Here is a 23,455-nt window from a genome sequence, read left to right as displayed (position 1 = left end):
GGCTTCTTGGTTCTGGGCTCTTGGGTCCGGGCTCTCGGTTCTGGGTTGGGCCTGCGGCGACGGGCGGGAGGGGCAGCAGGGATGACACAGGCAAGCGAAGCGGGCTCGGGCGGCGCAGGATCAGACCCCCTGGAGCGGAGTGCCCGCGCCTCGGCCCACCGGCTCGGCGCCATCGATCTCTTGCGCGGCCTGGTGGTGGCGCTGATGGCGCTGGACCACACGCGCGACTTCTTCGCGCCCATGAATTTCAACCCGCTGGATCTGAACCAGAGCAGCCCGGCCTGGTTTTTGACGCGCTGGATCACGCATCTGTGCGCGCCGACCTTTGTGCTGCTGGCGGGGCTGTCGGCCTGGCTGCGCGGCCAGCGTCACAGCCGCACTGACATGAGCCGCTACCTGCTGAGCCGCGGCGCCATGCTCGTGCTGCTGGAGCTGAGCTGGGTCAGCTTCAGCTGGCAGTTTGGTTTTGAAACCCTGATATTGCAGGTGATCTGGGCCATCGGTGTGGCCATGATGGCGCTGGGCCTGCTGATCTGGCTGCCGCGCTGGGCCGTGATCGCCGTGGCCGCCGGCCTGATCCTGCCGCACAACCTGCTCGATGCCTGGCATGGCGAGGGTGCCAGCTGGGCCTTCATGCTCTGGCACCAGGGTGGCTACTTCAAGCCGGCCGCCGCCGGGCCGGGGGTGATGGTGGTGTATCCGCTGATGCCCTGGATCGGCTGGATGGCGGCCGGCTATGCGCTCGGGCCGCTGCTGCGCGGGCCGACAGCGCAGCGTCAACGCTTTCTGCTGCGGGCGGCCCTGGGCTTGCTGCTGGGTTTTGTGCTGCTGCGTGCCACGGGTCTTTACGGCGACCCGCATCCCTGGGTGGCCCAGGGGCGGCCGCTCTGGCATGAGGCCCTGGCCTTCATCGACGTGCACAAATACCCGCCCTCGCTGCTCTACCTGGCCATCACCGGGGCCTTCACATTGGCTGCGCTGGCCCTGCTGGAGCGCGCGATGGAGGGCGGGGGCTTGCAAGCGCCCGCAGCGCTGATGCTGTTCGGCCGCCACGCGCAGTTCTTCTACCTGCTGCACATCGCCCTGATCCATGGGCTGGCGGGCGCCTGGTACTGGCTGCGCTACGGCGCCTTGCCCAGCGACGGGGCGCACATGCCGGCCGGCTATGCGCCCTCGCTGTGGGTTTGCTATGGCGCCTGGCTGTGCGTGCTGGGCCTGATGTGGGTGCTGTGTCGCGCCTGGAGCCGGGGGCAGCGGGGACTTCGAGCTTGAGAGTTTTCGTCGCGAGCGGCCGTCAGGCGAGGCGGACGGAGCGCAGGAACCGGAACGTACTTCCGGTACGTGAGGATTTCGAGCACCGGACCAACGACGCATGGCGGCCGCGCAGTAGAAAACTCACGAGCGATCAGTCCTTCCAGACGATGATGCCGAAGTAGGAGGTCACCAGCACGATCACGCCGAACACGATGCGGTAGTAGGCGAAGGGCACAAAGCTGTGGCTGGAGATGTAGCGCAGCAGCCATCGCACGCAGATCCAGGCGCTGATGAAGGAGAACAGCAGGCCGACCGCGAACATGGGCACATCGTCCATGCTGAGCAGGGCGCGCTCCTTGAGCAGGCTGTAGGCGCCGGCGCCGATCAGGGTCGGGATGGCCAGGAAGAAGGAGAAATCGGTCGCGGCCTTGCGCGACAGACCCATCAGCATGCCGCCGATGATGGTGGAGCCCGAGCGGCTGGTGCCCGGCACCATGGCCAGACACTGGATCAGGCCGACCTTGAGCGCGTCCAGCGGCGTCATATCGTCCACATGGGCGATGCGCACGGCCGCTTGTTGACGGCGCTCGGCCCAGAGGATGATGAAGCCGCCGATGATGAAGGTGCTGGCCACCACGGTGGGGGTGAACAGATGGGCCTTGATGGCCTTGCCGAACAGCAGGCCCAGGATCACCGCCGGCAGAAAGCCGATGGCCACATTGAGGGTGAAGCGGCGTGCGCGGGCATCCGAGCCCAGGCCCGTGGCCACTTCGCGCAGGCGCTGCCAGTAGACCAGGATGACGGCGAAGATCGCGCCGGTCTGGATGGCGATGTCGAAGACCTTGCTCTTGGCGTCATCGAAGCCGAGCAGGGCGCCGGTCAGGATCAGGTGTCCGGTGGACGAGATGGGCAGGAACTCGGTCAGCCCCTCGACGATGCCCATGATGGCGGCCTTGATCAGCAAAACGATGTCCACGCAGGGCACTCCCTCTGTCGCTAAAAGTCTCAAAAATGTCGGAAAAACGGGCCGGATGATAGCTGGTGGGTCATGACGGCCCGCTGAGCGTGCCGCTCGCCGGCCCCGATTGACCTGGCTCGATGCCGCCGCCTATATTGCTGACCCATTGGTCAGTAACGCTCTGTTTACACCCCATGGCTGCGCCATCTTCGCCTCCTGTTTCGCGTTCCGAGCCAGCCGTGGTGAGCCCGGCTGCGCGCCAGCGCCGCAAGCAATCGCGTCCGCAGGAACTGCTGGCCGCGGCGCTCGAGTTGTTCGTGGAAAAAGGCTTTGCCGCGACCCGCACCGAGGAAGTGGCGGCCCGCGCGGGCGTCTCCAAAGGCACGCTCTATCTTTACTACCCGAGCAAGCAGGATTTGTTCAAGGCCGTGGTGCGCGAGTGCCTGGTGGCCCAGATTCACGAGGCCGCCGCGCTCAGTGCCCAGCACCAGGGCCCCGTGGCCGAGCTTTTGGGCCAGGTGCTGCAGGCCTGGTGGCAGCGTGTGGGGCAGAGCACGGCCGGCGGCATCGCCAAGATCATGGTGGCCGAGGCGCGCAACTTCCCGGAGCTGGCGGCCTTCTACACCGAGGAGGTGATCCTGCCCATCCAGGCCCTGCTGGTGGGGCTGATCGAGCGCGGCGTGGCGCGCGGCGAGTTCCGCCCGGTGCCGGTGGAAGCGACGGTGCATGTGCTGATCGGGCCCATCCTGCACATGATTCTTTACCAACATTCCTTCGCGGCCTGTGCCTGTGGCGGGCCCACAATCGAGCCCGCCGCGGTCCTGGAGGTGCAGCTCGATCTGATGCTGCGCGGGCTCCTGGCGCCGGCTGTGGCCGGTCCGACATGAGTTCGTGTGCGGGCAGGGCGCTTCGGGCCCGCTGTCTTTGCGCGCGGCGCTTGTTGTGTTCATCCCCTGGCGCGGCCTGGCCGCATCAGGCCTGAAAAGAAGAGTGTTCATCGCATGAAGCCTTGGTTGAAGATCGCCGTTCCCGTGCTGGGTGTCTTGGTGTTGCTGGGCCTGGCGGGCTTCTGGATGAAGGGGCGTGGGTCCGCGGGGTCGTCCGCTTCAGCGTCTGCCCCGGCTGCGGCCAGCAAGGCGCCGGTCGCCCTGGCCCTGGCCGAGATCGACCTGGCGCGCGTGCAGCGCCTGCGTTTTGCGCAAACCCTGGAACTCAGCGGCAGCTTGAAGGCCCGGGAGTCGGTGGTGATCAAGGCCAAGGTCGCCGGTGAGCTGCAGCGCCTGGATGTGCGCGAGGGCGACAGCGTGCGCGCCGGCCAGGCCCTGGGCCAGATCGACCCGGTCGAGGTGGACCTGCGCCTGCGCCAGGCCCAGGAGAACGCCGCCGCGGCCAAATCGCAACTGGACATCGCGCAGCGCAACCTCGACAACAACCGCGCCCTGGTGGCCCAGGGCTTTATTTCTTCCACCGCCATGGAGACCGCCAGTGCCAGTGCGGCCGGAGCCCGTGCCACCCTGCAAGCGGCCGAGGCCGCCGTGGGCCTGGCCCGCAAGGCGCGAGCAGATGCCCAGCTGGTCTCGCCGATTGCCGGCCAGGTGGCGCAGCGCCTGGCCCAGCCGGGCGAGCGCCTGCCCTTGGATGCGCGGGTGCTGGAAATCGTCAACCTGAGCCAGCTGGAGCTGGAAGCGGCCGTGGCGCCCGAGCTCAGCGTCGGCCTCAAGCCGGGCGCAGCGGCCCAGCTGCAGGTGGAGGGCCTGGCCGAGCCAGTGCCGGCCACGGTGGCACGCATCAACCCGGCCACGCAGAGCGGCTCGCGCTCGGTCATGGTCTACCTGCGCCTGGAGGGCCGGCCGGGCTTGCGCCAGGGCATGTTTGCCCGCGGCCGCATCTTGCTGGACGAACGTGAGGCCCTGGTCGCGCCGGCCTCCAGCCTGCGTCTGGACAAGGCCAAGCCCTATGTGCTGCAGATCGCTGATGGCCGGGTCAAGGCCCAGACGGTGGAGCTGGGCGCCAGCGGCGAGGCGCTGATCCAGGGCCGCGGCGTGGCGGTGCAGGAGCTGCGCTCGGGCGTGGCGGACGGCGCGCTGCTGCTGTCCTTGTCGGCCGGCCAGGTGCCGGAGGGCACGGCGGTGAGCTTGGCCGCTGCGCCAGCTGTACCGGCTTTACCGGCTGTAGCGTCTTCAGCGGCCTCACGCTGATCGGGCCGCCGCCATGTGGTTCACCCGCGTTTCCATCCAGAACCCCGTCATGGCCGTCATGGTCATGCTGGCTTTTGTCGTGCTGGGCCTGTTCAGCTACCAGCGCCTGTCGGTCGATCAGTTTCCCAATATCGACTTCCCCACCGTGGTGGTGCAGATGGACTATCCGGGCGCTTCGCCCGAGATCGTCGAGAGCGAAGTCACCAAGAAGGTGGAGGAGGCCGTCAACACGGTGGCCGGCATCAATGCCCTGACTTCGCGCTCGTATGAGGGCAGCTCGGTGGTCATCATCGAGTTCAACCTCGATGTCGACGGCCGCAAGGCCGCCGAGGATGTGCGCGAGAAAGTGGCCTTGATGCGGCCGCTGTTGCGCGACGAGGTCAAGGACCCGCGCATTTCACGCTTCGACCCGCAGAGCACGCCCATCTTCAATGTGGCCATCCTCTCGGAAGACGGCAAGAAGAACACCCAGGAGCTGACCACCTGGGCCACGCAGGTGCTGCAAAAGCGCCTGGAGAATGTGCGCGGCGTGGGCTCGGTCAGCGTGGTGGGCGGCTTGCAGCGCCAGATCCAGCTGCAGCTGCGCCCGCAGGCCATGGAGGCGCTGGGCATCACTGTGGACCAGGTGCTGGCCGCCGTGCGGAGCGAGAACCAGGAGCTGCCCATGGGCAATCTGCGCTCGCTCGAGCAGGAGCGGGTGGTGCAGATCAATGCCCGGCTCAAGCGGCCCGAGGATTTCCGCGACATCGTGGTGGCGCGCAAGGGCGGCGCCTCGGTCAAGCTCTGGCAGGTGGCCGATGTGGTGGACGGCCCGCAGGAGGTGGAGAGCCTGGCGCTCTACAACGGCCAGCGCACGGTGCTGCTGAGCGTGCAGAAGAGCCAGGGCGAGAACACCATCGAGGTGGTCGATGGCCTGCAGCGCGCGCTCAAGGAAGCGCAAGACCTGACCCCGCCGGGCGTCAAGGTCGAGGTCAACCGCGACAACTCGCGCGCGATTCGCGTCTCGGTGGCCAATGTCAAACGCACGCTGTTCGAGGGCGCGGCCCTGACCATCCTGATCGTGTTCCTGTTCCTGAACAGCTGGCGTTCGACCGTCATCACCGGCCTGACCCTGCCGATCGCCTTGATCGGTACCTTTCTGTTCATGTATGCCTTCGGTTTCACCATCAACAACATCACCATGATGGCCTTGAGCCTGTGCGTGGGCTTGTTGATTGACGACGCCATCGTCGTGCGCGAGAACATCGTGCGCCATGTGCAGATGGGCGCCACGCCGCGCCAGGCGGCGCTCGATGGCACGGCCGAAATCGGCTTGGCGGTGCTGGCCACCACCTTGTCCATCGTCGCGGTGTTCCTGCCCATCGGCTTCATGGGCGGCATCGTCGGCAAGTTCTTCCATGAGTTCGGCATCACCATCGTCGCGGCGGTGCTGATCTCCATGTTCGTCAGCTTCACCCTGGATCCGATGCTGTCCAGCGTCTGGCATGATCCGCAGGCGCATGGCGTTCACCGCGGACCGCCGGTGACGCTGTACGACAAGACCCTGGGCCGCCTGACCGGCGCGGTCGATCGCTTCACCAATTGGCTGTCGGCGGGCTACCAACGTATCCTGGCCTGGTCGCTGCGCCACAAGGGCGCAACCCTGCTGATCGCGCTGGCGACGTTCTTATCCAGCTTTGTGCTGCTGGCCGGCGTGGGCAAGGAGTTTGTGCCCAAGGCCGACCTGTCCGAGACGCAGATCAATTTCTACACGCCTGTGGGCTCGGCCCTGGAGGTGACCGAGGCGCGCGCCAAGCAGATCGACGCCTTGCTGCGCGAGCTGCCCGAGGTGCGCTACACCGTGGCCACCATCAACAGCGGCTTTGCGGCCGGCAAGATCTACGGCGCTATTTATGTGCGCCTGGTCGACCGCAAGGATCGCCAGCGCAGCGTGGCCGATCTGGCCGAACCGATGCGCCAGCGCCTGGCCACCGTGCCTGGCATCACCGTCACCAATATCGGTCAGACCGATCTGGGCGGCGGCAAGAGCCTGCAGTTTTCCATCCAGGGCAGCGATCTGGGCGAGCTGGAGCGCATCTCCAAGCAGGTGGTGGCCCGGCTGCAGAAGATCCCCGGCCTGGTCGACCTGGATACCACGCTCAAGCCCAACAAGCCGACCGTCTCGGTCGAGGTCAAGCGCGATGTGGCGGCCGATGCCGGCCTCAACGTCAATGCCCTGGCCGGCACGCTGCGCACCTTGCTGGCTGGCACCACGGTGGGCAACTGGCGCGCTTCGGATGGCGAGAACTACGACGTGCTGGTCCGCTTGGGGCCGCAAAGCCGCGACTCCCTGGCCGACTTGCAGCGCATGCCCATCAATCTGCCGGCGGCCGCCGACGGCGCGCCGCGGGTGATGGCGCTGACGCAACTGGCCGAGGTGCGACCCTCGACCGGGCCCAACCAAATCAATCGCCGCGACATGGCGCGCGAGATCACCATCGACGCCAACGCCCTGGGGCGCAGCTCGGGCGAGGTGTCGGCCGACATCAAGAAGGTGCTGGACGAGATCGCTTTCCCGCCCGGTTACCGCTACAGCTTTGGTGGCTCGACCAAGAACATGAACGAGTCCTTCCAGTACGCCGTGGGCGCCCTGGGCCTGGCCGTGGTCTTTATCTACATGATTTTGGCCAGCCAGTTCAAGAGCTTTTTGCAGCCGCTGGCGCTGATGAGCTCGCTGCCGCTGACCCTGGTTGGCGTGTTCCTGGCTTTGCTGCTGTTCCGCTCCACGCTCAATATGTTCAGCGTCATCGGCATCGTCATGTTGATGGGTTTGGTGACCAAGAACGCGATTCTGCTGATCGACTTCGCCATCCGCTCGCGCGCCGGCCAGCATGGCAACGGGGTGGACCAGGAGCCCATGGAGCGCGAGGCGGCCTTGCTGCATGCAGCCCATGTGCGCCTGCGGCCCATCCTGATGACCACCCTGGCCATGGTCTTCGGCATGGTGCCCCTGGCTTTTGCGCTGACCGAAGGCTCCGAGCAGCGCGCGCCCATGGGGCAGGCGGTGATCGGCGGGGTGATCACCTCCTCGCTGCTGACCCTGGTGGTGGTGCCGGTGATCTATTGCTATCTGGACGATCTGGCCGCCTGGGCGAAACGGCGCTGGACAGGAAATAGAATTCCCGCTGTACCGGGCACGGCCGACGCCGTCGCCGCGGATTGACAGCACAACACGGAAAGACTGACTGAGATGAACATCGAACAAGCCCGCTTCAACATGATCGAACAGCAGATCCGCCCCTGGGACGTGCTGGACGCTGGCGTGCTGCAGCTGCTGGCCGTGGTCAAGCGCGAAGACTTCGTGCCGCCGGCCAGCAAGGGCCTGGCCTTCATGGACACCGAAGTGGCCCTGGCCGGCGGACAGCGCATGCTGGCCCCGCGCGTCGAGGCCCGCCTGCTGCAAGAGCTGAAGGTGGCGCGCCATGAGAAGGTGCTGGAAGTCGGCACCGGCAGCGGCTTCATGGCCGCGCTGCTGGGCCACCGCGCCCAGCGCGTGCTGAGCCTGGAAATCAACCCCGAGCTGGCCGCCCAGGCCACGCTCAACCTCAAGCGCGCTGGCGTGCTGAACGTCACGGTGCTGGAGCAGGACGGCTCGCGAGGCCTGGCCAAGGAAGCCCCGTTTGATGTGATCCTGCTCTCGGGTTCGGTGGCCGAGGTGCCGTCGGCGCTGCTGGCTCAGCTCAAGGTCGGTGGCCGCCTGGCAGCCATCGTCGGCGAGGTGCCGGTGATGCGCGCCCAGCTGATCACCCGCGTGGACGACAAGAACTACCGCACGACCGAGCTCTTCGACACCGTGGCACCGCGCCTGCAAGGCTTTGCCGAGCGCAGCAGCTTCCAGTTCTGAGTGCCTGCACTGAGATGCTGCCTTCTCTGAGCGTCACCGATCTGCGCGAGCTGTGTGCGCGCAGCGCACCTGGGGCGGCGCCAGCTTCGGGGCTGTCGGCGCCCTTGTTGCTCGATGTACGTGAGCCCTGGGAAGCGGCGCTGGCCCGGATCGACATCGAAGGGGTGGCCAGCTGCCTGATCCCCATGGGCCAGCTGCCCGAGCGACTGGACGAGTTGGATCGCTTGCAGTCCATCGTCTGTTATTGCCATCACGGCATGAGAAGTCTGCAAGTCGTCGCATTTCTGCAGCGCCAGGGCTTCGATTCCGTCTATAACCTCGCCGGTGGCATTGATGCGTGGTCCTTGCAGGTCGACCCTGGTGTGCCCCGCTACTGATGACCAAACCCAACAAGTGCGCATCCCGCTAGGATCGCGGCTCAGGAATCAAAAAGCTAATCGCTGACAAGGAAGCTCATGCGTGACCCCCGTGCAATGAATTCGCGCCACTCCTCCTCCAACCCGGGCCGTGCCCTGAGCCGCATCGGCATGGCCCTGGCCTTGTTGATGGCCGGCGGCGCCCAGGCGCAAAGCCTGCAGGAGCTCTACGACGCGGCCCGCGCATTCGATGCCCAGTACCTGTCCGCCCGCGCCCTGGCCGATTCCGCCCAGTACAAGGCCGCCCAGGCCGACGCCCTGGCCCGCCCCAGCCTGGGCTTGGGCGTCACGGCCAAGCGTGATGAGACCGATCCGCCGAACTTCAGCCGTGTCGGCGCCACCTCGCTGAGTGCCGGCCTGCAGGGCAAGTACGCGCTCTACAACCGCAGCAACCAGCTGACCATCTCGCAGGCCCAGCTGGGCCTGACCGTGGCCCAGGCCGATCTGGAAACCGCCGAGCAGGATCTGATCGTGCGCGTGGCCCAGGCCTACTTTGATGTGCTGGGCGCGCAAGATGCGCTGGGCACCGCCCGCGCCAGCAAGGCCATGATTTCCGAGCAACTGGCCTCGGCCAAGCGCAATTTCGAAGTCGGCACCCAGACCATCACCGACACCCGCGAAGCGCAAGCCCGCTACGACCTGGCCCTGGCCACCGAGATCGCGGCCGAGAACGACCTGCGCATCAAGAGCGTGACCCTGGATCAGCTGGTCGGTCGCAACGGCGTGACGCCCAAGCCCCTGGCCGTGCCCGTGGCCCTGCCGGCCGTGACGCCGCTGACCGTGGACCCCTGGGTGGCGCAGGCCGAAGAGCAGCACCCCCTGGTGCGCAAGGCCCGCCTGGGCCTGGATTCGGCCAAGATCGAAATCGACAAGGCCCGCGCCGCCGAAGGCGTGACGCTCGATCTCAACGGCAGCCTGGGCACCGTCAATGCACGCGGCGCGGGTGCTCAGCTCAAGGGCACGACCCACAATGCCAGCCTGGGTGTGACCCTGAGCCTGCCGCTCTACACCGGCGGCGCCACGCAAAACCGCATCAAGGAAACCCTGGCCTTGGAACAGAAGTCGCGCAACGACCTCGACTACGCGCGCCGCGCCGTGTCCGAAGGCACCAAGCGCGCCTTCTTCGGCGTGCAGTCGCTGACCGCCCAGGTCAAGGCGCTGGAAGCGGCCGAGTCCTCGTCCAAACTGGCGCTGGAAGCTACGCAGCTGGGCTACAAGGTCGGCGTGCGGGTCAATCTGGACGTGCTCAATGCCCAGACCCAGCTCTTCAACACCCAGCAAAACCTGGCCAAGGCGCGCTACGACGTGGTCATGACCAGCCTCAAGCTGCGCCAGGCCTCGGGCCAGCTCAAGCCGGAGGATGTGTCGGCGGTGAACCAGCTGCTGGCCAAGTAAGCCAAGCGTCGCAGGCCAAGGCAAGGCTTGCGCAGCCCGCCCAGGCGAGAGGCCTCGGCGGGCTTTTTCATGCCCGGCTGCCCGGCCTGTCACGATGGCTGGGCGAGAATACCGGCCATGCTTTACCTGCTCTCTCCCGCCAAGTCGCTGGACTACGAAACCCCGGTTCCCGACTCCCTCAAGCCGCTGATCAGCCAGCCCCAGTTCACCGCCCAGTCGAGTGAATTGATCCAGGTGCTCAAGACCCAGACGCCGGCCGATATCGCCCGGCTGATGGACCTGTCCGAGGCCTTGTCCGAGCTCAATGTGGCCCGTTACCAGGCCTGGCGCCCCCGCTTCACCGAGAAGAACAGCAAGCCGGCTGTGCTGGCCTTTGACGGCGATGTCTACGATGGTCTGCAGGCCAAGACCTTGAATGCCAAGCAGCTGCAATGGGCGCAAGCCCATGTGGCCATCCTCTCGGGCCTGTACGGCGTGCTGCGCCCCATGGATTTGATGCAGCCCTACCGGCTGGAGATGGGCACGCGCCTGGCCAATCCGCGCGGCAGCAATCTTTACCAGTTCTGGGGCGACCGGCTGGCCGAGCACCTCAACGCGCGCGCGGCTTCCAGCCAGGTGCCGGTGATCGTCAACCTGGCCTCGCAGGAGTACTTCAAGGCGGCCGATCGCAAGGCCTTGCAGCCGCGGGTGCTGGAGTGCGTGTTCGAGGACTGGAAGAACGGCCAGTACAAGATCATCAGCTTCTTCGCCAAGCGTGCGCGCGGCCTGATGGCGCGATTCGCCATCACAGAAGGCGTGGACACGCCGGCTGGCCTGCTGGACTTCAATCTCGACGGCTACCGCTACCATGCCGAGGTGTCCACGGCCGAGCGTCTGGTGTTCCGCCGTCGTCTGACCGATTGATCGTTTTTTGTTTCTCTTCCTCTTGTCCCTCGCTTCACCATGAGTGCACAACAACTGATCACCGCCGAGCTGCGCCAATGGATCGGCGCCCAGCTGGCCCAGGGCTGCAGCCAGGAGCAATTGCTGGCCGCCATGCAAAGCAGTGGCTGGGATGCCTCGGTGGCGGCCACGGCCTTGGCGCAGACGCTGGACCCCTCCCTGGTGCAGCCCATGGCCGCCGGTCCCGCCATCAGCCAGGCGGTGCGCGACGCGGCCGCTGGCAGTGCGGTGCCCGAGCCCGATCTCAGCGGGGGGCGCCCGGTGATCCGGGTTGGGGATCGCGAGGTGCGGGTGCTGCTGAGCCTGCGGCATCCGCGCGTGGTGGTGTTCGGCGGTCTGCTGTCGGATGAAGAGTGCGATGCCATGGTGGCCCAATCCGAGGCGCGCCTGGCGCGATCGGAAACCGTGGCGGCCAAGGACAGCGGCAGCGAGGTCAACGCGGCTCGCACCAGCGAGGGCATGTTCTTCGAGCGCGGTGAGAACGAGCTGATCCGTCGCATCGAGGCGCGCCTGGCGGCCCTGATCAATTGGCCGGTTGATCACGGCGAAGGCCTGCAGGTGCTGCGTTACCGCCCTGGTGCCGAATATTTGCCGCATTACGACTATTTCGACCCTGGCATGAGCAGCACGCCGGCCATCCTCAAGCGCGGCGGTCAGCGCGTCGGCACGCTGGTGATGTACCTCAACACGCCGGCCGCGGGTGGCGCCACCATCTTCCCGGACATCGGCCTCGACGTGCTGCCGGTCAAGGGCAATGCGGTGTTCTTCAGCTACGACCGGCCGCAGCCTCAAACCCTGACCCTGCACGGCGGCGCGCCCGTGCGGGAAGGGGAGAAATGGGTGGCCACCAAATGGCTGCGCCAGGGCGTGTTTGTCTGAGGCGCTGCCAGTTCAGCAATTCGCGTAGGAAATGAAAACCATGAGCAAGAACAAGAAGCAAGCGACCGTGTCTCGAATGGTGGCTGTGTGCTTGGGGCTGTTGGCCACGCTGGGCTTGATGGCGCCCGCCTGGGGTCAGATCAGCAGCCAAGGCACCGTCATCCAGACCCCGCAGCCGGTGGCGCCAGCCGTGGTGGGACTGCACCAGCTGGAGGACGCGGCCAAGGCAGCACCGGCGGAAGCCGCGGCCAAAGCTGGCAAAGCATCGGGCAGGGCCGCGAGCAAGGCTGCCAACAAAAAGACCAACAAGGCCGCCGGCAAGGCGGCCCCGGCCAAGAAGGCCAAGGCGAGCAAGTCCGGCAAGCCTGCCAGCAAGGCCAGCAAATCAGGCAAGAAGGCTGCTGCCGAGGGCGTCGGCAAGAGCAGCAAGAGCGGCAAAAAAGCCCAGCAGGCCAGCGGCAAGCGCAAGGCGCATTGAACCCAGGCCTGTGCGCGGGATGAGTGGCGGCGCCGGGAGGCGCGCCAACAGCCTCGGCGTTTGCGGTGTTCAGCCGCGCAGTGGCAGCTGGCTTTGCTTCAGCTGCCGCAGCACAAAGCTGGACTTGCTGTGGCGTATGCCCGGGATCTTGTACAGCCGCTCGCGCAGCAGGCGCTCGTAGTCGCGCGTGTCCGAGACGGCGATGCGCACGTAGTAGTCGTAGTCGCCCGAGACCAGAAAGGCCTCCAGCACTTCGGGGATCTGCTCCAGCGCGCGGCCGAACTCGAACAAGGCCTCGTCGGAGTGGTTGTCCAGCGTGACCTGCACGATCACCGTGTCGGCCAGGCCGATCTTGGCGGCATTGAGGCGCACGGCATAGCCCTCGATCACGCCAGCTTCTTCCATGCGCTTGATGCGCGCCCAGCAGGGCGAGCTGGTCAGGCCGACCTGGCTGCTCAACTCCTGCAGGCTGATGCGGGCGTCCTGCTGCAGGCAGGCCAGGATTGCGAAATCAAATTTGTCGAGCTTCATGCTGCTGGAGTTTAGCTTTGCAGCAAGATTTGCTTCTGTGATTTGATTTTGAGGAAAAATTCGGAAGCCTTTGCTGCGTGTTCTTGGGCACAGTGCTGGCATGAGTGCATTGCCTGAAACCTTGTTTGACGCAGCACCGGATCTGGCTCCGGTGTGTCTTCAGCCCGCCATCCCGCGCAACGGCGCGCAGGCCTTGATTGCCAGCCTGCTGGCTCTGGGCGTGGACACCGTGTTCGGCTACCCCGGCGGTGCCGTGCTGCCGCTCTACGACGCCTTGCATGCTGAGCCGCGCCTGCGCCATGTGCTGGTGCGCCACGAGCAGGCGGCCGTGCATGCGGCCGAGGGCTATGCGCGCAGCACGGGCAAGGTGGGGGTGGTCTTCGTGACCTCGGGCCCGGGTATGAGCAACACCACCACCGGTCTGCTGGACGCCTTGTGCGACAGCATCCCGGTGCTGTGCATCAGCGGCCAGGTGGCCACCACGGCGATCGGCACCGATGCGTTTCAGGAATGCGATGCGCTTGGCATCTCTCGGCCAGTGACCAAGTGGAATGTGCAGATCCGCGCCGTCGACCAGGTGGCGGCCACGGTGGAGGAGGGCTACCGACGCACGCGCGAGGGCCGACCGGGGCCGGTGTTGATTGATTTCCCCAAGGACATCCAGCTGCAAGCCCTGGCCGAAGACAGCTGGCAGACGCCTGTGCCCCGCCGGCCCGCGCCCGACCGGCCCGATGCTTCCGCGGTGGACGCCGCCCTCGATCTGCTGCAGGCTGCGCAGCGCCCGGTGTTCTACGGCGGTGGTGGCCTGATCAATTCAGGCGCAGCGGCCTGCGCCAGTTTTCAGCGACTGGTCCAAGCGACCGGTGCGCCGTGCACCTTGACCTTGATGGGCTTGGGTGCTTTTCCGGCTGCCAGCCCGCAGTGGCTGGGCATGCTGGGCATGCACGGCAGCCTGGAGGCCAATCTGGCCATGCACCATGCCGATGTGATCGTCTGCGTCGGTGCGCGCTTTGACGACCGGGTCACCGGTCGGCTCGACAGCTTCTGCCCGGGTGCCAAGATCATCCACCTGGACATTGATGCGCGTTCCATCGGCAAGGTGGTGCGTGCCGATGTCGGCCTGCGCGGCGACTGTGCAGCTTCGCTGGCGGCGCTGGAGCAGACCTGGCAGACGCGCGGCCTGCACCTCGACTTGCAATCCTGGTGGTCGCGCATTGCGCGCTGGCGGTCGGCCGACAGCTTTGGCTTCGAGGACAGCGGCAGCGGGGAGATCGCGCCGCAGGCCTTGATGCGCCAGTTGCAGCGGGCCATCGAGCGGCAGCGCCCGGCGCAGGGCGCCATCGTCTCGACCGATGTTGGCCAGCATCAGATGTGGGCGGCCCAGCATCTGCAGTTCCAGGCGCCCGGCCGCTGGCTGACTTCCGGTGGCGCTGGAACCATGGGTTATGGCCTGCCCGCGGCCTTGGGGGCACAGATTGCGCATCCGCAGGAGCTGGTGGTCTGCGTCAGCGGCGACGCCTCGGTGCTGATGAACATCCAGGAGCTGTCCACCGCCGTGCAGCACCGCCTGCCTGTCAAGCTGGTGCTGTCCAACAACGGCCGCATGGGCATGGTGAGGCAGTGGCAGGAGCTGATCCACGGCGGCCGCTACAGCCACAGCTACACGGAGGCACTGCCCGATTTCGTGGCCTTGGCCCTGGCCTTCGGCTGGCAAGGCTTGCGGGTCGAGCGGCGTGAGGATCTGGACGCCGCGCTGCAGCGATGCCTGGCCAGCGCCGGGCCCTTTTTCCTCGATGTGCAGGTGCGGGCCGAGGAAAACTGCTTCCCCATGATCCCGGCCGGCGCCGGGCACCAAGAGATATGGTTGGGCAAGGAGCGGGCTTATCTCGAAGAAGCCGAGCTGCCCTCATCCTCAGGCTGAACGGCCTTGGAGATGGGCAGCTGGATGAAGCTGCTGCTCAACCAGCGGATGTGCAGCGGATCGCCCGCATCCGCGGTGCTCTCCTCGCTGACCGGCTTGCCGGTGCCGTGATTGACCTGGGCGCCACTGTTTTTGTTGACGTTGACCTGCAGCACCAGGCGACTGCCCGCTTGCAAGTGGCGGGCCACCATGCGCGTGCGCTCGAAGGGGATGCGCTGGACCCGTCCGGGCGTCAGCAGCCGGCGCTGGCTCATGTCGCGGGCATGGCTGGCGCGGCCGAGGAAGTAGGACAGGTGAAGGTAGTCCCCTTGCGCCGTCAGCTCGTAGAGCACAAGGCCCAGATCGACGTCCCGTTTGTTGATCACCAGGTGCAACTCGCCGGAGAAGCGGCCGGCCAGATTCATGGCCTGCTTCAAGGGGGCGCTGACAAAGGTGTAGCCGCTGCTCGTGTCCAACTCGCGGCGCAGGATCGGGGCAGGGTAGTAGTCGGTGTTGCTGCTGTGCTGGCGATCGGCGAGGTCCAGCGTTTGTTCAAAGCCGTGAGCTCGCTGGCGGCGGTCTGGGGTCAGCTCCGTGCTCCGTCCATCGGCCGACAGGCTCAGGTACAAGCGCTGGTTCTGGCGGTGAAGCGCGTTCAATGACGGCGCATGGAGCCAGCGGTTGGTGCCCATCACTTGGTAGTTGATGCGGTCTTTGAGGAGGGCTGGGCGTGGACCACCTTTCAGCTGGTGGTCCAGCCACTGGAAGGTCAGCTCCTGGGTGTCGAACTGCGCAACCGGGTCGATCGCGTAGCCGCGCAGCACCGGTGCCTTGAAGGACGATTGCGCGCCGCCGTGGTCGTAGGGGCCGATCAGCAGCACATGGTTCGGCCGCGGGTGGTGGGTTTCATGCTGCCGTAGGTATTCGAGGGCGGAGATCTGCCCGTCGTCGTAGTAGCCGGTGATGCTGAGCACAGGGATGTCAATGCGTGCATAGTCGCGGCCTTGCGGCACCATGGACTGCCAATACCCGTCGTAGCTCGGGTGTTGCAGCCAGCGTTGCAGCCAGGGGTTGGCTTGTCCGTCGATCTGGTCGATGTCTCGGTGGGGGCGGCCGCTCTCATACCAACGATCCGCCAGGCGGTTCCAGCGCTGCGAATCGAAATAGCTGGTCTTGTCGAGGTAGGCGTGGTTGCCCACGTAAAACGCCCAGCCGTAGTTGGCATTCAAGCCAACATTGTTTTCCATGGGCAGGCCCTGCCCAGGCATGGCCGCGACATAGGGCACGATGGTTTTCAGGGCCGGGTGTGGGCGCTTGAGGGCTGCCCATTGGGCAAAGCCGTCGTAGCTGCCGCCGAACATGCCCACCCGGCCATCGCTCCAGGGTTGCCGGGCCATCCAATCGATCACGGCATTGACGTCACGGTGTTCAAACTCGTAGGGCGCGATCACCTCCGGGCTGCCCGCCTTGCCGCGCGAGTACGCCGCCACGCCCACATAGCCGCGCTGGGCCGCGTTGCGGGCCTGGCGCCACAGATCCTGTTCATCGGCGTAGATGCTGAAGACCAGAGTGGCCGGCAGGCGAGCCGGCGCGTTCCTGGGCCGCATCACAAAGGCGGAGAGCGTGGTGCCGTCGGGGCCGCGCACCTGGGCCTGTTCTCGCAGGTAGCGGCGTTCTTCCTCGGCCTGCAGCAAAGGTGGCATCAGCGGCAACACGCTGCGGAACACCAGCCAGGGTTGGTAGGCGCGAACCCGTGCCTTGATCTGTTCCTGCGTGAGGTGGACCGAAGCATCCAGCGGCGCTGCCTTCAGTTGAGTCCGCCAGTCCTGCTCGCCGCGCTCCAGGTTGTAGGCAAAGCTGCGTTCCACGCGCATGGCTTGCAAGTCGCTGAGTGCATGCAGGACCTGCGTGTAGGTCGAGTTGAAGGCTGCAGCAAAGCCCGCACTGCCTTCGGCCTGGCTCAGGCGCAGGGCGCGGGCGTAGATCTCGTAGTTCAGATAGCTGAGCTGGGGCTCCGCCTGGCCTTGGCGCACCTGGTCTTCGCGCAGGCGGCGCAAACTGTCGAGAGCGCCGGTCGCGTCCTCGGCGACAAGCTGCAGCCGCATCCGGTTCAGCCAATCGACCCCGCGGGCGGCATTGCCCGGCCCTTGGGGTGATGGAGTGGTGCTGGCTTCAGGATTCGGGCTTTCGGTCAGCACCCTTTGTGCCCACGCACGCATGGCTGCCATCTCGGGAAGTTGTGTCTCTTCTTCTGCGGCCACAGCGCGCACGGAGGGCTTGCCCGCCGAAGGTGCTTGGGCCCAGGCGGTGGCGCTCATCAGGGATGCCCAACACAGACCCAGCAGGATGAATCGCTCGGAGGGCCCGAAAGGTCGCCTGCGCGCGCTTGCTGCTGATGTGTCCCCCATGCTCCCTCCTGCAGGAATGATCTGGCACCAGGGGCCTTGTACCAGCAGGTCGCTGGAAACACAAAAGTCAGCCAGATCGGCTCGACACCAGGCGGGGTGGGCGGCTGCCCGCTGCGTGCTCCGGGTTTCGTCCGGGCGAAAAAAAGCCAGTCGGCATCAGCGGACTGGCTTTGTGTCTGGCAAGCGTCTGGGCCGTGAGGGCCCAGGCATCACGTCCTCAGACGCGCTTGCGGTACTCGTGGGTGCGGGTGTCGATTTCGATCTTGTCGCCTTGGGCCACGAAGATGGGCACGGGGATTTCGAAACCGGTGGAGATCTTGGCGGGCTTCAGGACCTTGCCCGAGGTGTCGCCCTTGACGGCCGGCTCGGTCCAGGTCACTTCACGCACCAGCGAGGTGGGCAGTTCGACCGAGATGGCCTTGCCGTCGTAGAACACCACTTCCACGGGCATGGAGTCTTCCAGGTAGGACAGGGCGTCGCCCATGTTCTCGGCTTCGACTTCGAACTGGTTGTACTCGGTGTCCATGAACACATACATCGGGTCAGCGAAGTAGGTGTAGGTGCACTCGCGCTTTTCCAGGATGACCTGGTCCATCTTGTCGTCGGCCTTGAACACGACTTCGGTGCCGGAGTTGTTCAGCAGGCTCTTGAGCTTCATGCGCACGGTGGCTGCATTGCGGCCGCCGCGGCTGTATTCGGTCTTCAGCACGACCATCGGGTCTTTACCGTGCATGATCACGTTGCCGGCGCGGATTTCTTGAGCAATCTTCATGAGTGTTCCGATTTGGAGAGAAGTTCTGCGGGATGGCCCGGTGGATCACGCATGCTGCAGGTATGCACGATCGATTCGGGGCCCAGGCCATTGTTCGAACTTCGGTCAAAGAACAAGTGCCTGCTGTCTTGAGAGCCGGGTTTTCAAGGCCCAACACGACCTCAAACGCCCGACCAGGGTGCTGCGCCCAACACTTGCGGCGCGACAAAGCCCTCAATTTTAGCCCGATTTGGCGGCCAAGCCGAGCAGCTGGCTGCACAAGTCGGGCTGCAGCAGCAATTGCGCACGCCATTCCAGGGCTTGGGCGGCGGCCGGCGCAGCCGCTGGCAGCTGCAGCGGGCCGGCCTCCAGCTCGTTCCAGCGGCGCCAGAGCTGGCGGGTCGGGCCGGCCAATTCGGCGGGGGCGCCTTGCAGGTAGAGATCGAGAAAGGCGTCGAGCTTGGGGCCATGCGCGCCGTCGTCCTGGCGGTAGATCTGCCAGACCATGGGCTTGCCGGCCCACTGGGCCCGCACAAAAGAATCCTCGCCGCGCACCAGGTTCAGGTCGGCCGCCCAGAGCAGGGCGTCGAACTCCGGCTGGCTGAGGAAGGGCAGGGCATGCAGGCGTAGCGTGGCCGGCCGCTCGCGCTGCAACAGCTCGGCTTGCACCGCGCCGGGGCAGACCAGCAGCAGGGTGGGCTGATCGGCCATGGCGTCCAGCAGATCGCCCAGCCGCGGGTTGGGGTAGGCAAACAGGCTGACGATGCGCTCGCCCGGCTGGCGCTGCAGGCCTTGCGCCGCCAGCCAGGCCTTCGCATCGACGCCGGCCTGCGCCTCCAGCAAGCCCGGTTCGCGCAGCAGGCCGCCGGTGCGCAGGCTGAAGCCGGGGTAGAAAAAACGCTTGTCCAGGCCGCGGCCCGGGCCGCTGAATTGCGGTGAGCTCAGGCCATGGCTGCGCTCGACATAGGCCTCGGCGCTGAGATATTCCAGGTTCAGCCAGAGCGGCGCCGACTGGCGCGCGGCCATGCGGCTGACAAAAGCGGGCGGCAGCTCGCAGCCAAAGGTTTCGATCACCACATCGCCGGCTTCGAGCTCGGGGCCCTCGACCTCGGCTTCGCGCCAGTCATGCACCGCGATGCCCGCCGGCCAGCCGCCCGGCGCCATCCAGCGCAGCGGCGCCGCATCATCGATCCACAAACGCACGCTTTGCCCGCGTGCCGCCAGGTCGCGGGCCAGGCGCCAGCTGACGCCGACATCGCCGAAGTTGTCGATCACACGGCAGAACAGATCCCAGACCCGATTCGAACACTGACTCATGGCGGGATTATCGAGCCGGGCACAATGCTGCCCATGCCAACGCCCGATGCTCAAAAACCCGCTGAAACCCCCGTCGACTCCGCCGTCCCTGCTTCCGCGGAAGAGGCGCGCGCCCTCGGCGAACAAGCCCAGGCTCAGTGGGCGAGCGAGCGCCGCATCGTCGAGGAGGCCGAGGCCTTGCGGGTGCATCAGGTCGAGCAGGCCGCGCGCGAGCAGCGCGAGCGCATCCTGCAGGAGGTGGCGGCTTTGCCCGGCCTGCCCGGGGTCTACCGTTACTTCGACGCTCAGGACCAGGTGCTCTACGTCGGCAAGGCCAAGCACATCAAGAAGCGCGTCTCCAGCTATTTCCAGAAGGACCATGGCGGCACCCGCATCGGCCTGATGGTGGCGCGCATCGCGCGGCTGGAGACCACGGTGGTGCGCACCGAGTCCGAGGCGCTGCTGCTGGAAAACAATCTGATCAAGGCCTTGAACCCCAAGTTCAACATCCTGTTCCGCGACGACAAGAGCTACCCCTACCTCAAGCTCAGCGGCCATCAATTCCCTCGCATCAGCTACTACCGCGGCGCGGTGGACCGGCGCCACCGCTACTTCGGGCCCTTCCCGAGCGGCTGGGCGGTCAAGGAATCGATCCAGCTGATCCAGAAGGTCTTCAAGCTGCGCACCTGTGAGGACACGGTCTTCAACAACCGCTCGCGGCCGTGCCTGCTGTACCAGATCCGCCGCTGTTCCGGCCCCTGTGTGCCCGAAGGGCAGGGCGCCGATTACGCCCGCAATGTCAGCCATGCCGAGCGCTTTCTGCTGGGCGAGACGCAGGAGGTGATGGACGGCCTGCAGGCGCAGATGATGGCCCACTCGGATGCCTTGCAGTTCGAGTTGGCGGCCGAAGTGCGCAACCAGATCCAGGCCCTGGCGCGCGTGCTGCAGCAGCAGTCGGTGGACGAGAACAGCGCCACCGGGCGCGACCGCGATGTCGACATCCTGGCGGCCAAGGTGCAAGGCGGCCGCGCCTGCGTCAACCTGGCCATGGTGCGCGGTGGCCGGCATCTGGGGGACCGCGCTTTCTTCCCGCGCCATGTCGAGGAGGCCACCGCCGTGTCGCTCGGCGACGACGAGCAGCTCAGCGCCTACTCGCCCGAGCGCCAGGTGCTGGAGGCCTTCATGGCCCAGCATTACCTCGATGCCCATGTGCCCTCGTTGATCGTACTCAGCGAGGCGGTGGACGAGTCCTTGTCCGAGGCCTTGAGCGAGCAGGCTGGTTACAAGGTCACGACCCAGGCCCAGCCGCGCGGTCAGCGCCGCATCTGGCAGGAGATGTGCGTCAAGGGCGCTGAGCTGGCGCTGGCGCGCTTGCTGGCCGAAGAGGGCTCGCAGCAGGCGCGCACCCGCGCCCTGGTCGAGGCGCTGGATCTGCAGGTGCAGGAGCTGGACAGCTTCCGCATCGAGTGTTTCGACATCAGCCACACGGCGGGCGAGGCGACCATGGCCTCCTGCGTGGTCTTCGATGCGCATCAGATGCAGAGCAGCCAGTACCGCCGCTACAACATCGAGGGCATCACCGGCGGCGACGATTACGCCGCCATGCGCCAGGTGCTGACGCGGCGCTACAGCAAGCTGGCCGAGGCGGCGCAGCTGGGCACCGGCCGCCTGCCGGACCTGGTGCTGGTGGACGGTGGCCGCGGCCAGGTGTCCATGGCGCGCGAGGTGTTTGAAGAGCTGGGCCTGGATCTGAGCCTGATCGTCGGCGTTGAAAAGGGCGAGGGCCGCAAGGTCGGCCTGGAAGAACTGGTGTTTGCCGATGGCCGCCCCAAGGTCTACCTGGGCCGAGATTCGGCCGCCCTGATGCTGGTGGCGCAGATCCGCGACGAGGCCCACCGCTTTGCCATCACCGGCATGCGCGCCAAGCGCGCGGCGGTGCGCACGGGCGGCTCCAAATTGGAAGATGTGGCCGGCATCGGCCCGAAAAAGCGCGCCCAGCTGCTGCAACGCTTCGGTGGCGTGCGCGGCGTGGCGGCGGCGAGTGTGGATGAGATTGCCAGCGTCAAAGGCATTTCCAAGGAACTGGCAGAGGAGATTTATCGTGTCTTGCATTGAACAGAACCGAGGCGCCGCGCCGTCGTTGCCGCCGGCCGCCAGCGTCTGGACCGGCCGCAGCGGCCTGGGTGCGATCGCCGTGCTGGCAGGCCTGATGGCGGGCTGCAGCAGTGGCCCGCGTGCGCCGGCGCCTTCCAGCAGCCAGCCCAGCACCTCCGCGGCAACGCCGGCTCAGCCGGCCTCGCCGAGCAAGCCCGCTGAGCCCGCCAAGCCGACCGAGAGCGCCAAGCACGGCCTGCCACCGCCCGCACCGGTGCGCAGCCACGACGAGCTGCGCAAACAGGCCGCGCAGCGCCTGGTGGCCGCCAATCCGCACATGACCTATATGGGTCAGGTGCCAGCGGTGCTGTTGGCCATCCCCGTGCTGGAGGTCGAGCTCAAGCATGACGGTCACATCAAGCGCATCAATGTGCTGCGCCGCCCAGGTCAGGCGCTTGATACGGTGCAATTGGCCATCGATGCAGTGCACCGCGCGGCACCCTTTGGCAATGTCTCGCGCATGCCCGAACCCTGGAAGTTCAGCGAGACCTTTCTGTTCAACGACGACCGCCATTTCAAGCCCCGCACCTTGGACTGAAGGCCCCGCTTGAGCCCAGTCCGCCGAGGCAATAAAGCCACAGTCGGCGGGCGCCGAGCGGCCATCTGAGCCCGATGTAGGCTGCTTTGCCCGCTCTTGGTGCAAAAGCCCTGAATTGCGCGGCGGCCTTGGCCTTTGTTTGGGCACAATGCCGGCATGTTCTTCACCCTGCCAACGCTGTTCACTTGGGCCCGCATCGTCGCCATTCCGCTGGTGGTCGGTGTTTTCTATCTGGACCTGAGCAAAGACAGTCAAAATTTCTTCGCAACCGCCTTGTTCATCCTGGTGGCCTTGACCGACTGGCTGGATGGCTACCTGGCCCGCAAGCTCAACCAGACCTCGGCTTTCGGCGCCTTTCTCGACCCGGTGGCGGACAAGATGCTGGTCTGTGCGGCGCTGCTGATCCTGCTGGAACTCGGTCGTGTCAACGCCCTGGTGGCCCTGGTCATCATCGGCCGCGAGATCGCCATCTCCGCCCTGCGCGAATGGATGGCGCAGATCGGCGCCTCCGGCAGCGTGGCCGTGCACATGGTCGGCAAGCTCAAGACCATGGCGCAGATGATTGCGATTCCCTTTCTGCTTTTTGATGGTGTGCTGTTCGGCGTGCTGCCGACCCGTCCCTGGGGCACCTGGCTGCTGCTGGCTGCCGTGGTGCTGACCATCTGGTCGATGGTGTACTACCTGCAAAAAGCCTTGCCCGAGATTCGCGCCAAGGCGCGCTGAATTCGGCGGAAGTGCCAGCGCCCGTCTTGTGCGCTGGGGTGCGCGCCGCAGTGCACGCCAGGTGCCCAGGCTGTCAGCAACTGATGCAGTTGTATCGGGGCTTTTCCCGGTCGGGCGGGCTCGCTGAATGCGCTTAGAATCCGCTTCCCCGCGAGTTTTAGCGTCCCTTGGGTCCGGTCAGAACGCCGGCCTGAGGCGCCAGAAGCCAGGGCCAGATTCGCTGTGCGGACGCATTTCCTTTTGAGGGGATCCAATTGAACAAGTCTGATCTGATCGAGCACATCGCCGTGCAGGCCGACATCTCCAAAGCTGCTGCCGGCCGTGCGCTGGAAGCGGTCATCGGTGGTGTCAAGGCGACGCTGAAGAAGAACGGTTCCGTTTCTCTGGTAGGCTTCGGCACCTTCAGCGTGACCAAGCGCGCTGCGCGTGCAGGGCGCAACCCCCGCACCGGCGATGCGATCAAGATCAAGTCTGCCAAAGTGCCGAAGTTCCGGCCCGGCAAGGCGCTCAAAGACGCGGTCAACTGAAGTTCGGCGTCAGCCCCGTTTGGAAGTTTTGAGTAAGTTGTAGTTGTTGGTTGATCCGGTTTCCCGGGTGCTTAGCTCAGTTGGTAGAGCGTCGCCTTTACACGGCGCAGGTCGGCGGTTCGAGCCCGTCAGCACCCACCAGTATTGCCCCAGTCCGACACTCTGTCTGGACGTGGGCCTTGGCTAGAAGAAGGCCATCCCACGCAAAGGCGAACTCCGGTTCG

At 66.0% G+C, this 23,455-nt stretch carries 20 protein-coding genes, 1 tRNA gene and 1 other RNA gene; 16 read left to right on the top strand and 6 right to left on the bottom strand.

Features of this window, described 5'->3' with window-relative positions:
- The first annotated feature begins 81 nt into the window (after positions 1 to 81).
- Complete coding sequence (locus C1O66_RS06170; RefSeq protein ID WP_102767079.1) at positions 82 to 1,272, top strand: DUF1624 domain-containing protein; 1,191 nt, start codon at positions 82 to 84, stop codon at positions 1,270 to 1,272.
- On the opposite strand, the gene C1O66_RS06165 is transcribed toward C1O66_RS06170, so the two are convergent.
- Together C1O66_RS06165 and C1O66_RS06160 are read right to left on the bottom strand one after the other, a co-directional pair.
- Positions 1,267 to 1,343: non-coding RNA, sX9 sRNA (locus C1O66_RS06165), on the bottom strand. The two genes, C1O66_RS06170 and C1O66_RS06165, sit on opposite strands and share 6 nt — an antisense overlap.
- A gap of 62 nt (positions 1,344 to 1,405) precedes the next feature.
- A complete protein-coding gene (locus C1O66_RS06160; RefSeq protein ID WP_102767078.1) occupies positions 1,406 to 2,230 on the bottom strand; it encodes an undecaprenyl-diphosphate phosphatase in 825 nt (274 codons plus the stop codon).
- A gap of 221 nt (positions 2,231 to 2,451) precedes the next feature.
- Between C1O66_RS06160 and C1O66_RS06155 the strand changes: the two genes are divergently transcribed.
- The 9 genes from C1O66_RS06155 to C1O66_RS06115 all read left to right on the top strand — a co-directional run bounded on the left by C1O66_RS06155 (position 2,452) and on the right by C1O66_RS06115 (position 12,403).
- The gene (locus C1O66_RS06155) at positions 2,452 to 3,099 is read left to right on the top strand and encodes a TetR/AcrR family transcriptional regulator (RefSeq protein WP_243392721.1); all 648 of its coding nucleotides are present in this window, start codon (positions 2,452 to 2,454) and stop codon (positions 3,097 to 3,099) included.
- Positions 3,100 to 3,213: 114 nt separating this feature from the next.
- Entirely contained in the window at positions 3,214 to 4,410 is a 1,197-nt protein-coding gene (locus tag C1O66_RS06150; RefSeq protein WP_102767076.1) for an efflux RND transporter periplasmic adaptor subunit, read from the top strand.
- A gap of 13 nt (positions 4,411 to 4,423) precedes the next feature.
- Positions 4,424 to 7,612 (top strand): efflux RND transporter permease subunit, encoded by a 3,189-nt coding sequence (locus C1O66_RS06145; RefSeq protein ID WP_102767075.1) that lies wholly within the window; start codon positions 4,424 to 4,426, stop codon positions 7,610 to 7,612.
- 27 nt (positions 7,613 to 7,639) lie between these two features.
- Positions 7,640 to 8,293, top strand: coding sequence for a protein-L-isoaspartate O-methyltransferase family protein (locus C1O66_RS06140; protein WP_102767074.1), 654 nt, complete (start codon positions 7,640 to 7,642; stop codon positions 8,291 to 8,293).
- 14 nt (positions 8,294 to 8,307) lie between these two features.
- Positions 8,308 to 8,670, top strand: coding sequence for a rhodanese-like domain-containing protein (locus C1O66_RS06135; protein ID WP_102767073.1), 363 nt, complete (start codon positions 8,308 to 8,310; stop codon positions 8,668 to 8,670).
- Between the two features lie 78 nt (positions 8,671 to 8,748).
- The gene (locus C1O66_RS06130) at positions 8,749 to 10,104 is read left to right on the top strand and encodes a TolC family outer membrane protein (RefSeq protein WP_243392720.1); all 1,356 of its coding nucleotides are present in this window, start codon (positions 8,749 to 8,751) and stop codon (positions 10,102 to 10,104) included.
- Between the two features lie 117 nt (positions 10,105 to 10,221).
- Entirely contained in the window at positions 10,222 to 11,007 is a 786-nt protein-coding gene (gene yaaA, locus C1O66_RS06125) for a peroxide stress protein YaaA (protein WP_102767071.1), read from the top strand.
- 39 nt (positions 11,008 to 11,046) lie between these two features.
- On the top strand, positions 11,047 to 11,925 hold the full coding sequence (locus C1O66_RS06120) for a 2OG-Fe(II) oxygenase (RefSeq protein WP_102767070.1): 879 nt from the start codon (positions 11,047 to 11,049) through the stop codon (positions 11,923 to 11,925).
- Positions 11,926 to 11,965: 40 nt separating this feature from the next.
- The gene (locus C1O66_RS06115) at positions 11,966 to 12,403 is read left to right on the top strand and encodes a hypothetical protein (protein ID WP_133155116.1); all 438 of its coding nucleotides are present in this window, start codon (positions 11,966 to 11,968) and stop codon (positions 12,401 to 12,403) included.
- A gap of 69 nt (positions 12,404 to 12,472) precedes the next feature.
- On the opposite strand, the gene C1O66_RS06110 is transcribed toward C1O66_RS06115, so the two are convergent.
- Positions 12,473 to 12,934 (bottom strand): Lrp/AsnC family transcriptional regulator, encoded by a 462-nt coding sequence (locus tag C1O66_RS06110; protein WP_102767068.1) that lies wholly within the window; start codon positions 12,932 to 12,934, stop codon positions 12,473 to 12,475.
- Positions 12,935 to 13,034: 100 nt separating this feature from the next.
- On the opposite strand from C1O66_RS06110, the gene ilvB reads away from it, so the two are divergent.
- Positions 13,035 to 14,855 (top strand): biosynthetic-type acetolactate synthase large subunit, encoded by a 1,821-nt coding sequence (gene ilvB / locus C1O66_RS06105; protein WP_102767067.1) that lies wholly within the window; start codon positions 13,035 to 13,037, stop codon positions 14,853 to 14,855.
- Here ilvB and C1O66_RS06100 read toward each other — a convergent pair.
- The 3 genes from C1O66_RS06100 to earP form a co-directional block, all read right to left on the bottom strand.
- Entirely contained in the window at positions 14,816 to 17,053 is a 2,238-nt protein-coding gene (locus tag C1O66_RS06100) for a CocE/NonD family hydrolase (RefSeq protein WP_165794500.1), read from the bottom strand. The genes ilvB and C1O66_RS06100 overlap by 40 nt on opposite strands.
- A gap of 406 nt (positions 17,054 to 17,459) precedes the next feature.
- Entirely contained in the window at positions 17,460 to 18,014 is a 555-nt protein-coding gene (efp, locus tag C1O66_RS06095; protein WP_102767065.1) for an elongation factor P, read from the bottom strand.
- 219 nt (positions 18,015 to 18,233) lie between these two features.
- Entirely contained in the window at positions 18,234 to 19,310 is a 1,077-nt protein-coding gene (earP, locus tag C1O66_RS06090; RefSeq protein ID WP_102767064.1) for an elongation factor P maturation arginine rhamnosyltransferase EarP, read from the bottom strand.
- 33 nt (positions 19,311 to 19,343) lie between these two features.
- On the opposite strand from earP, the gene uvrC reads away from it, so the two are divergent.
- The 5 genes from uvrC to C1O66_RS06065 all read left to right on the top strand — a co-directional run bounded on the left by uvrC (position 19,344) and on the right by C1O66_RS06065 (position 23,372).
- Positions 19,344 to 21,404, top strand: coding sequence for an excinuclease ABC subunit UvrC (uvrC, locus tag C1O66_RS06085; RefSeq protein ID WP_102769493.1), 2,061 nt, complete (start codon positions 19,344 to 19,346; stop codon positions 21,402 to 21,404).
- Complete coding sequence (locus C1O66_RS06080; protein ID WP_243392719.1) at positions 21,391 to 21,981, top strand: hypothetical protein; 591 nt, start codon at positions 21,391 to 21,393, stop codon at positions 21,979 to 21,981. The genes uvrC and C1O66_RS06080 overlap by 14 nt, the downstream gene beginning before the upstream one ends.
- A gap of 156 nt (positions 21,982 to 22,137) precedes the next feature.
- Positions 22,138 to 22,704: a CDP-diacylglycerol--glycerol-3-phosphate 3-phosphatidyltransferase gene (gene pgsA / locus C1O66_RS06075; protein WP_102767063.1), complete on the top strand. Its 567-nt coding sequence runs from the start codon at positions 22,138 to 22,140 to the stop codon at positions 22,702 to 22,704.
- 254 nt (positions 22,705 to 22,958) lie between these two features.
- A complete protein-coding gene (locus tag C1O66_RS06070; RefSeq protein ID WP_102767062.1) occupies positions 22,959 to 23,231 on the top strand; it encodes an HU family DNA-binding protein in 273 nt (90 codons plus the stop codon).
- A 65-nt stretch (positions 23,232 to 23,296) separates the two neighbouring features.
- Positions 23,297 to 23,372: transfer RNA gene (locus tag C1O66_RS06065), tRNA-Val, on the top strand.
- Positions 23,373 to 23,455 lie beyond the last annotated feature (83 nt).

Source organism: Paucibacter aquatile (assembly GCF_002885975.1).
Taxonomy (GTDB): domain Bacteria; phylum Pseudomonadota; class Gammaproteobacteria; order Burkholderiales; family Burkholderiaceae_C; genus Paucibacter_A; species Paucibacter_A aquatilis.
Note: the sequence above shows the minus strand (reverse complement) of the source record. Positions and strands in the feature narration are given on the sequence as shown.

Coding starts and splice junctions, on each gene's coding strand:
- uvrC (WP_102769493.1), top strand. CDS start 19,344: ATGCCAACGCCCGATGCTCAAAAACCCGCTGAAACCCCCGTCGACTCC.
- ilvB (WP_102767067.1), top strand. CDS start 13,035: ATGAGTGCATTGCCTGAAACCTTGTTTGACGCAGCACCGGATCTGGCT.
- C1O66_RS06150 (WP_102767076.1), top strand. CDS start 3,214: ATGAAGCCTTGGTTGAAGATCGCCGTTCCCGTGCTGGGTGTCTTGGTG.
- C1O66_RS06130 (WP_243392720.1), top strand. CDS start 8,749: ATGCGTGACCCCCGTGCAATGAATTCGCGCCACTCCTCCTCCAACCCG.
- C1O66_RS06115 (WP_133155116.1), top strand. CDS start 11,966: ATGAGCAAGAACAAGAAGCAAGCGACCGTGTCTCGAATGGTGGCTGTG.
- C1O66_RS06110 (WP_102767068.1), bottom strand. CDS start 12,934: ATGAAGCTCGACAAATTTGATTTCGCAATCCTGGCCTGCCTGCAGCAG.
- C1O66_RS06135 (WP_102767073.1), top strand. CDS start 8,308: ATGCTGCCTTCTCTGAGCGTCACCGATCTGCGCGAGCTGTGTGCGCGC.
- pgsA (WP_102767063.1), top strand. CDS start 22,138: ATGTTCTTCACCCTGCCAACGCTGTTCACTTGGGCCCGCATCGTCGCC.
- yaaA (WP_102767071.1), top strand. CDS start 10,222: ATGCTTTACCTGCTCTCTCCCGCCAAGTCGCTGGACTACGAAACCCCG.
- C1O66_RS06170 (WP_102767079.1), top strand. CDS start 82: ATGACACAGGCAAGCGAAGCGGGCTCGGGCGGCGCAGGATCAGACCCC.
- earP (WP_102767064.1), bottom strand. CDS start 19,310: ATGAGTCAGTGTTCGAATCGGGTCTGGGATCTGTTCTGCCGTGTGATC.
- C1O66_RS06120 (WP_102767070.1), top strand. CDS start 11,047: ATGAGTGCACAACAACTGATCACCGCCGAGCTGCGCCAATGGATCGGC.
- efp (WP_102767065.1), bottom strand. CDS start 18,014: ATGAAGATTGCTCAAGAAATCCGCGCCGGCAACGTGATCATGCACGGT.
- C1O66_RS06140 (WP_102767074.1), top strand. CDS start 7,640: ATGAACATCGAACAAGCCCGCTTCAACATGATCGAACAGCAGATCCGC.
- C1O66_RS06100 (WP_165794500.1), bottom strand. CDS start 17,053: ATGCGTGCGTGGGCACAAAGGGTGCTGACCGAAAGCCCGAATCCTGAA.
- C1O66_RS06145 (WP_102767075.1), top strand. CDS start 4,424: ATGTGGTTCACCCGCGTTTCCATCCAGAACCCCGTCATGGCCGTCATG.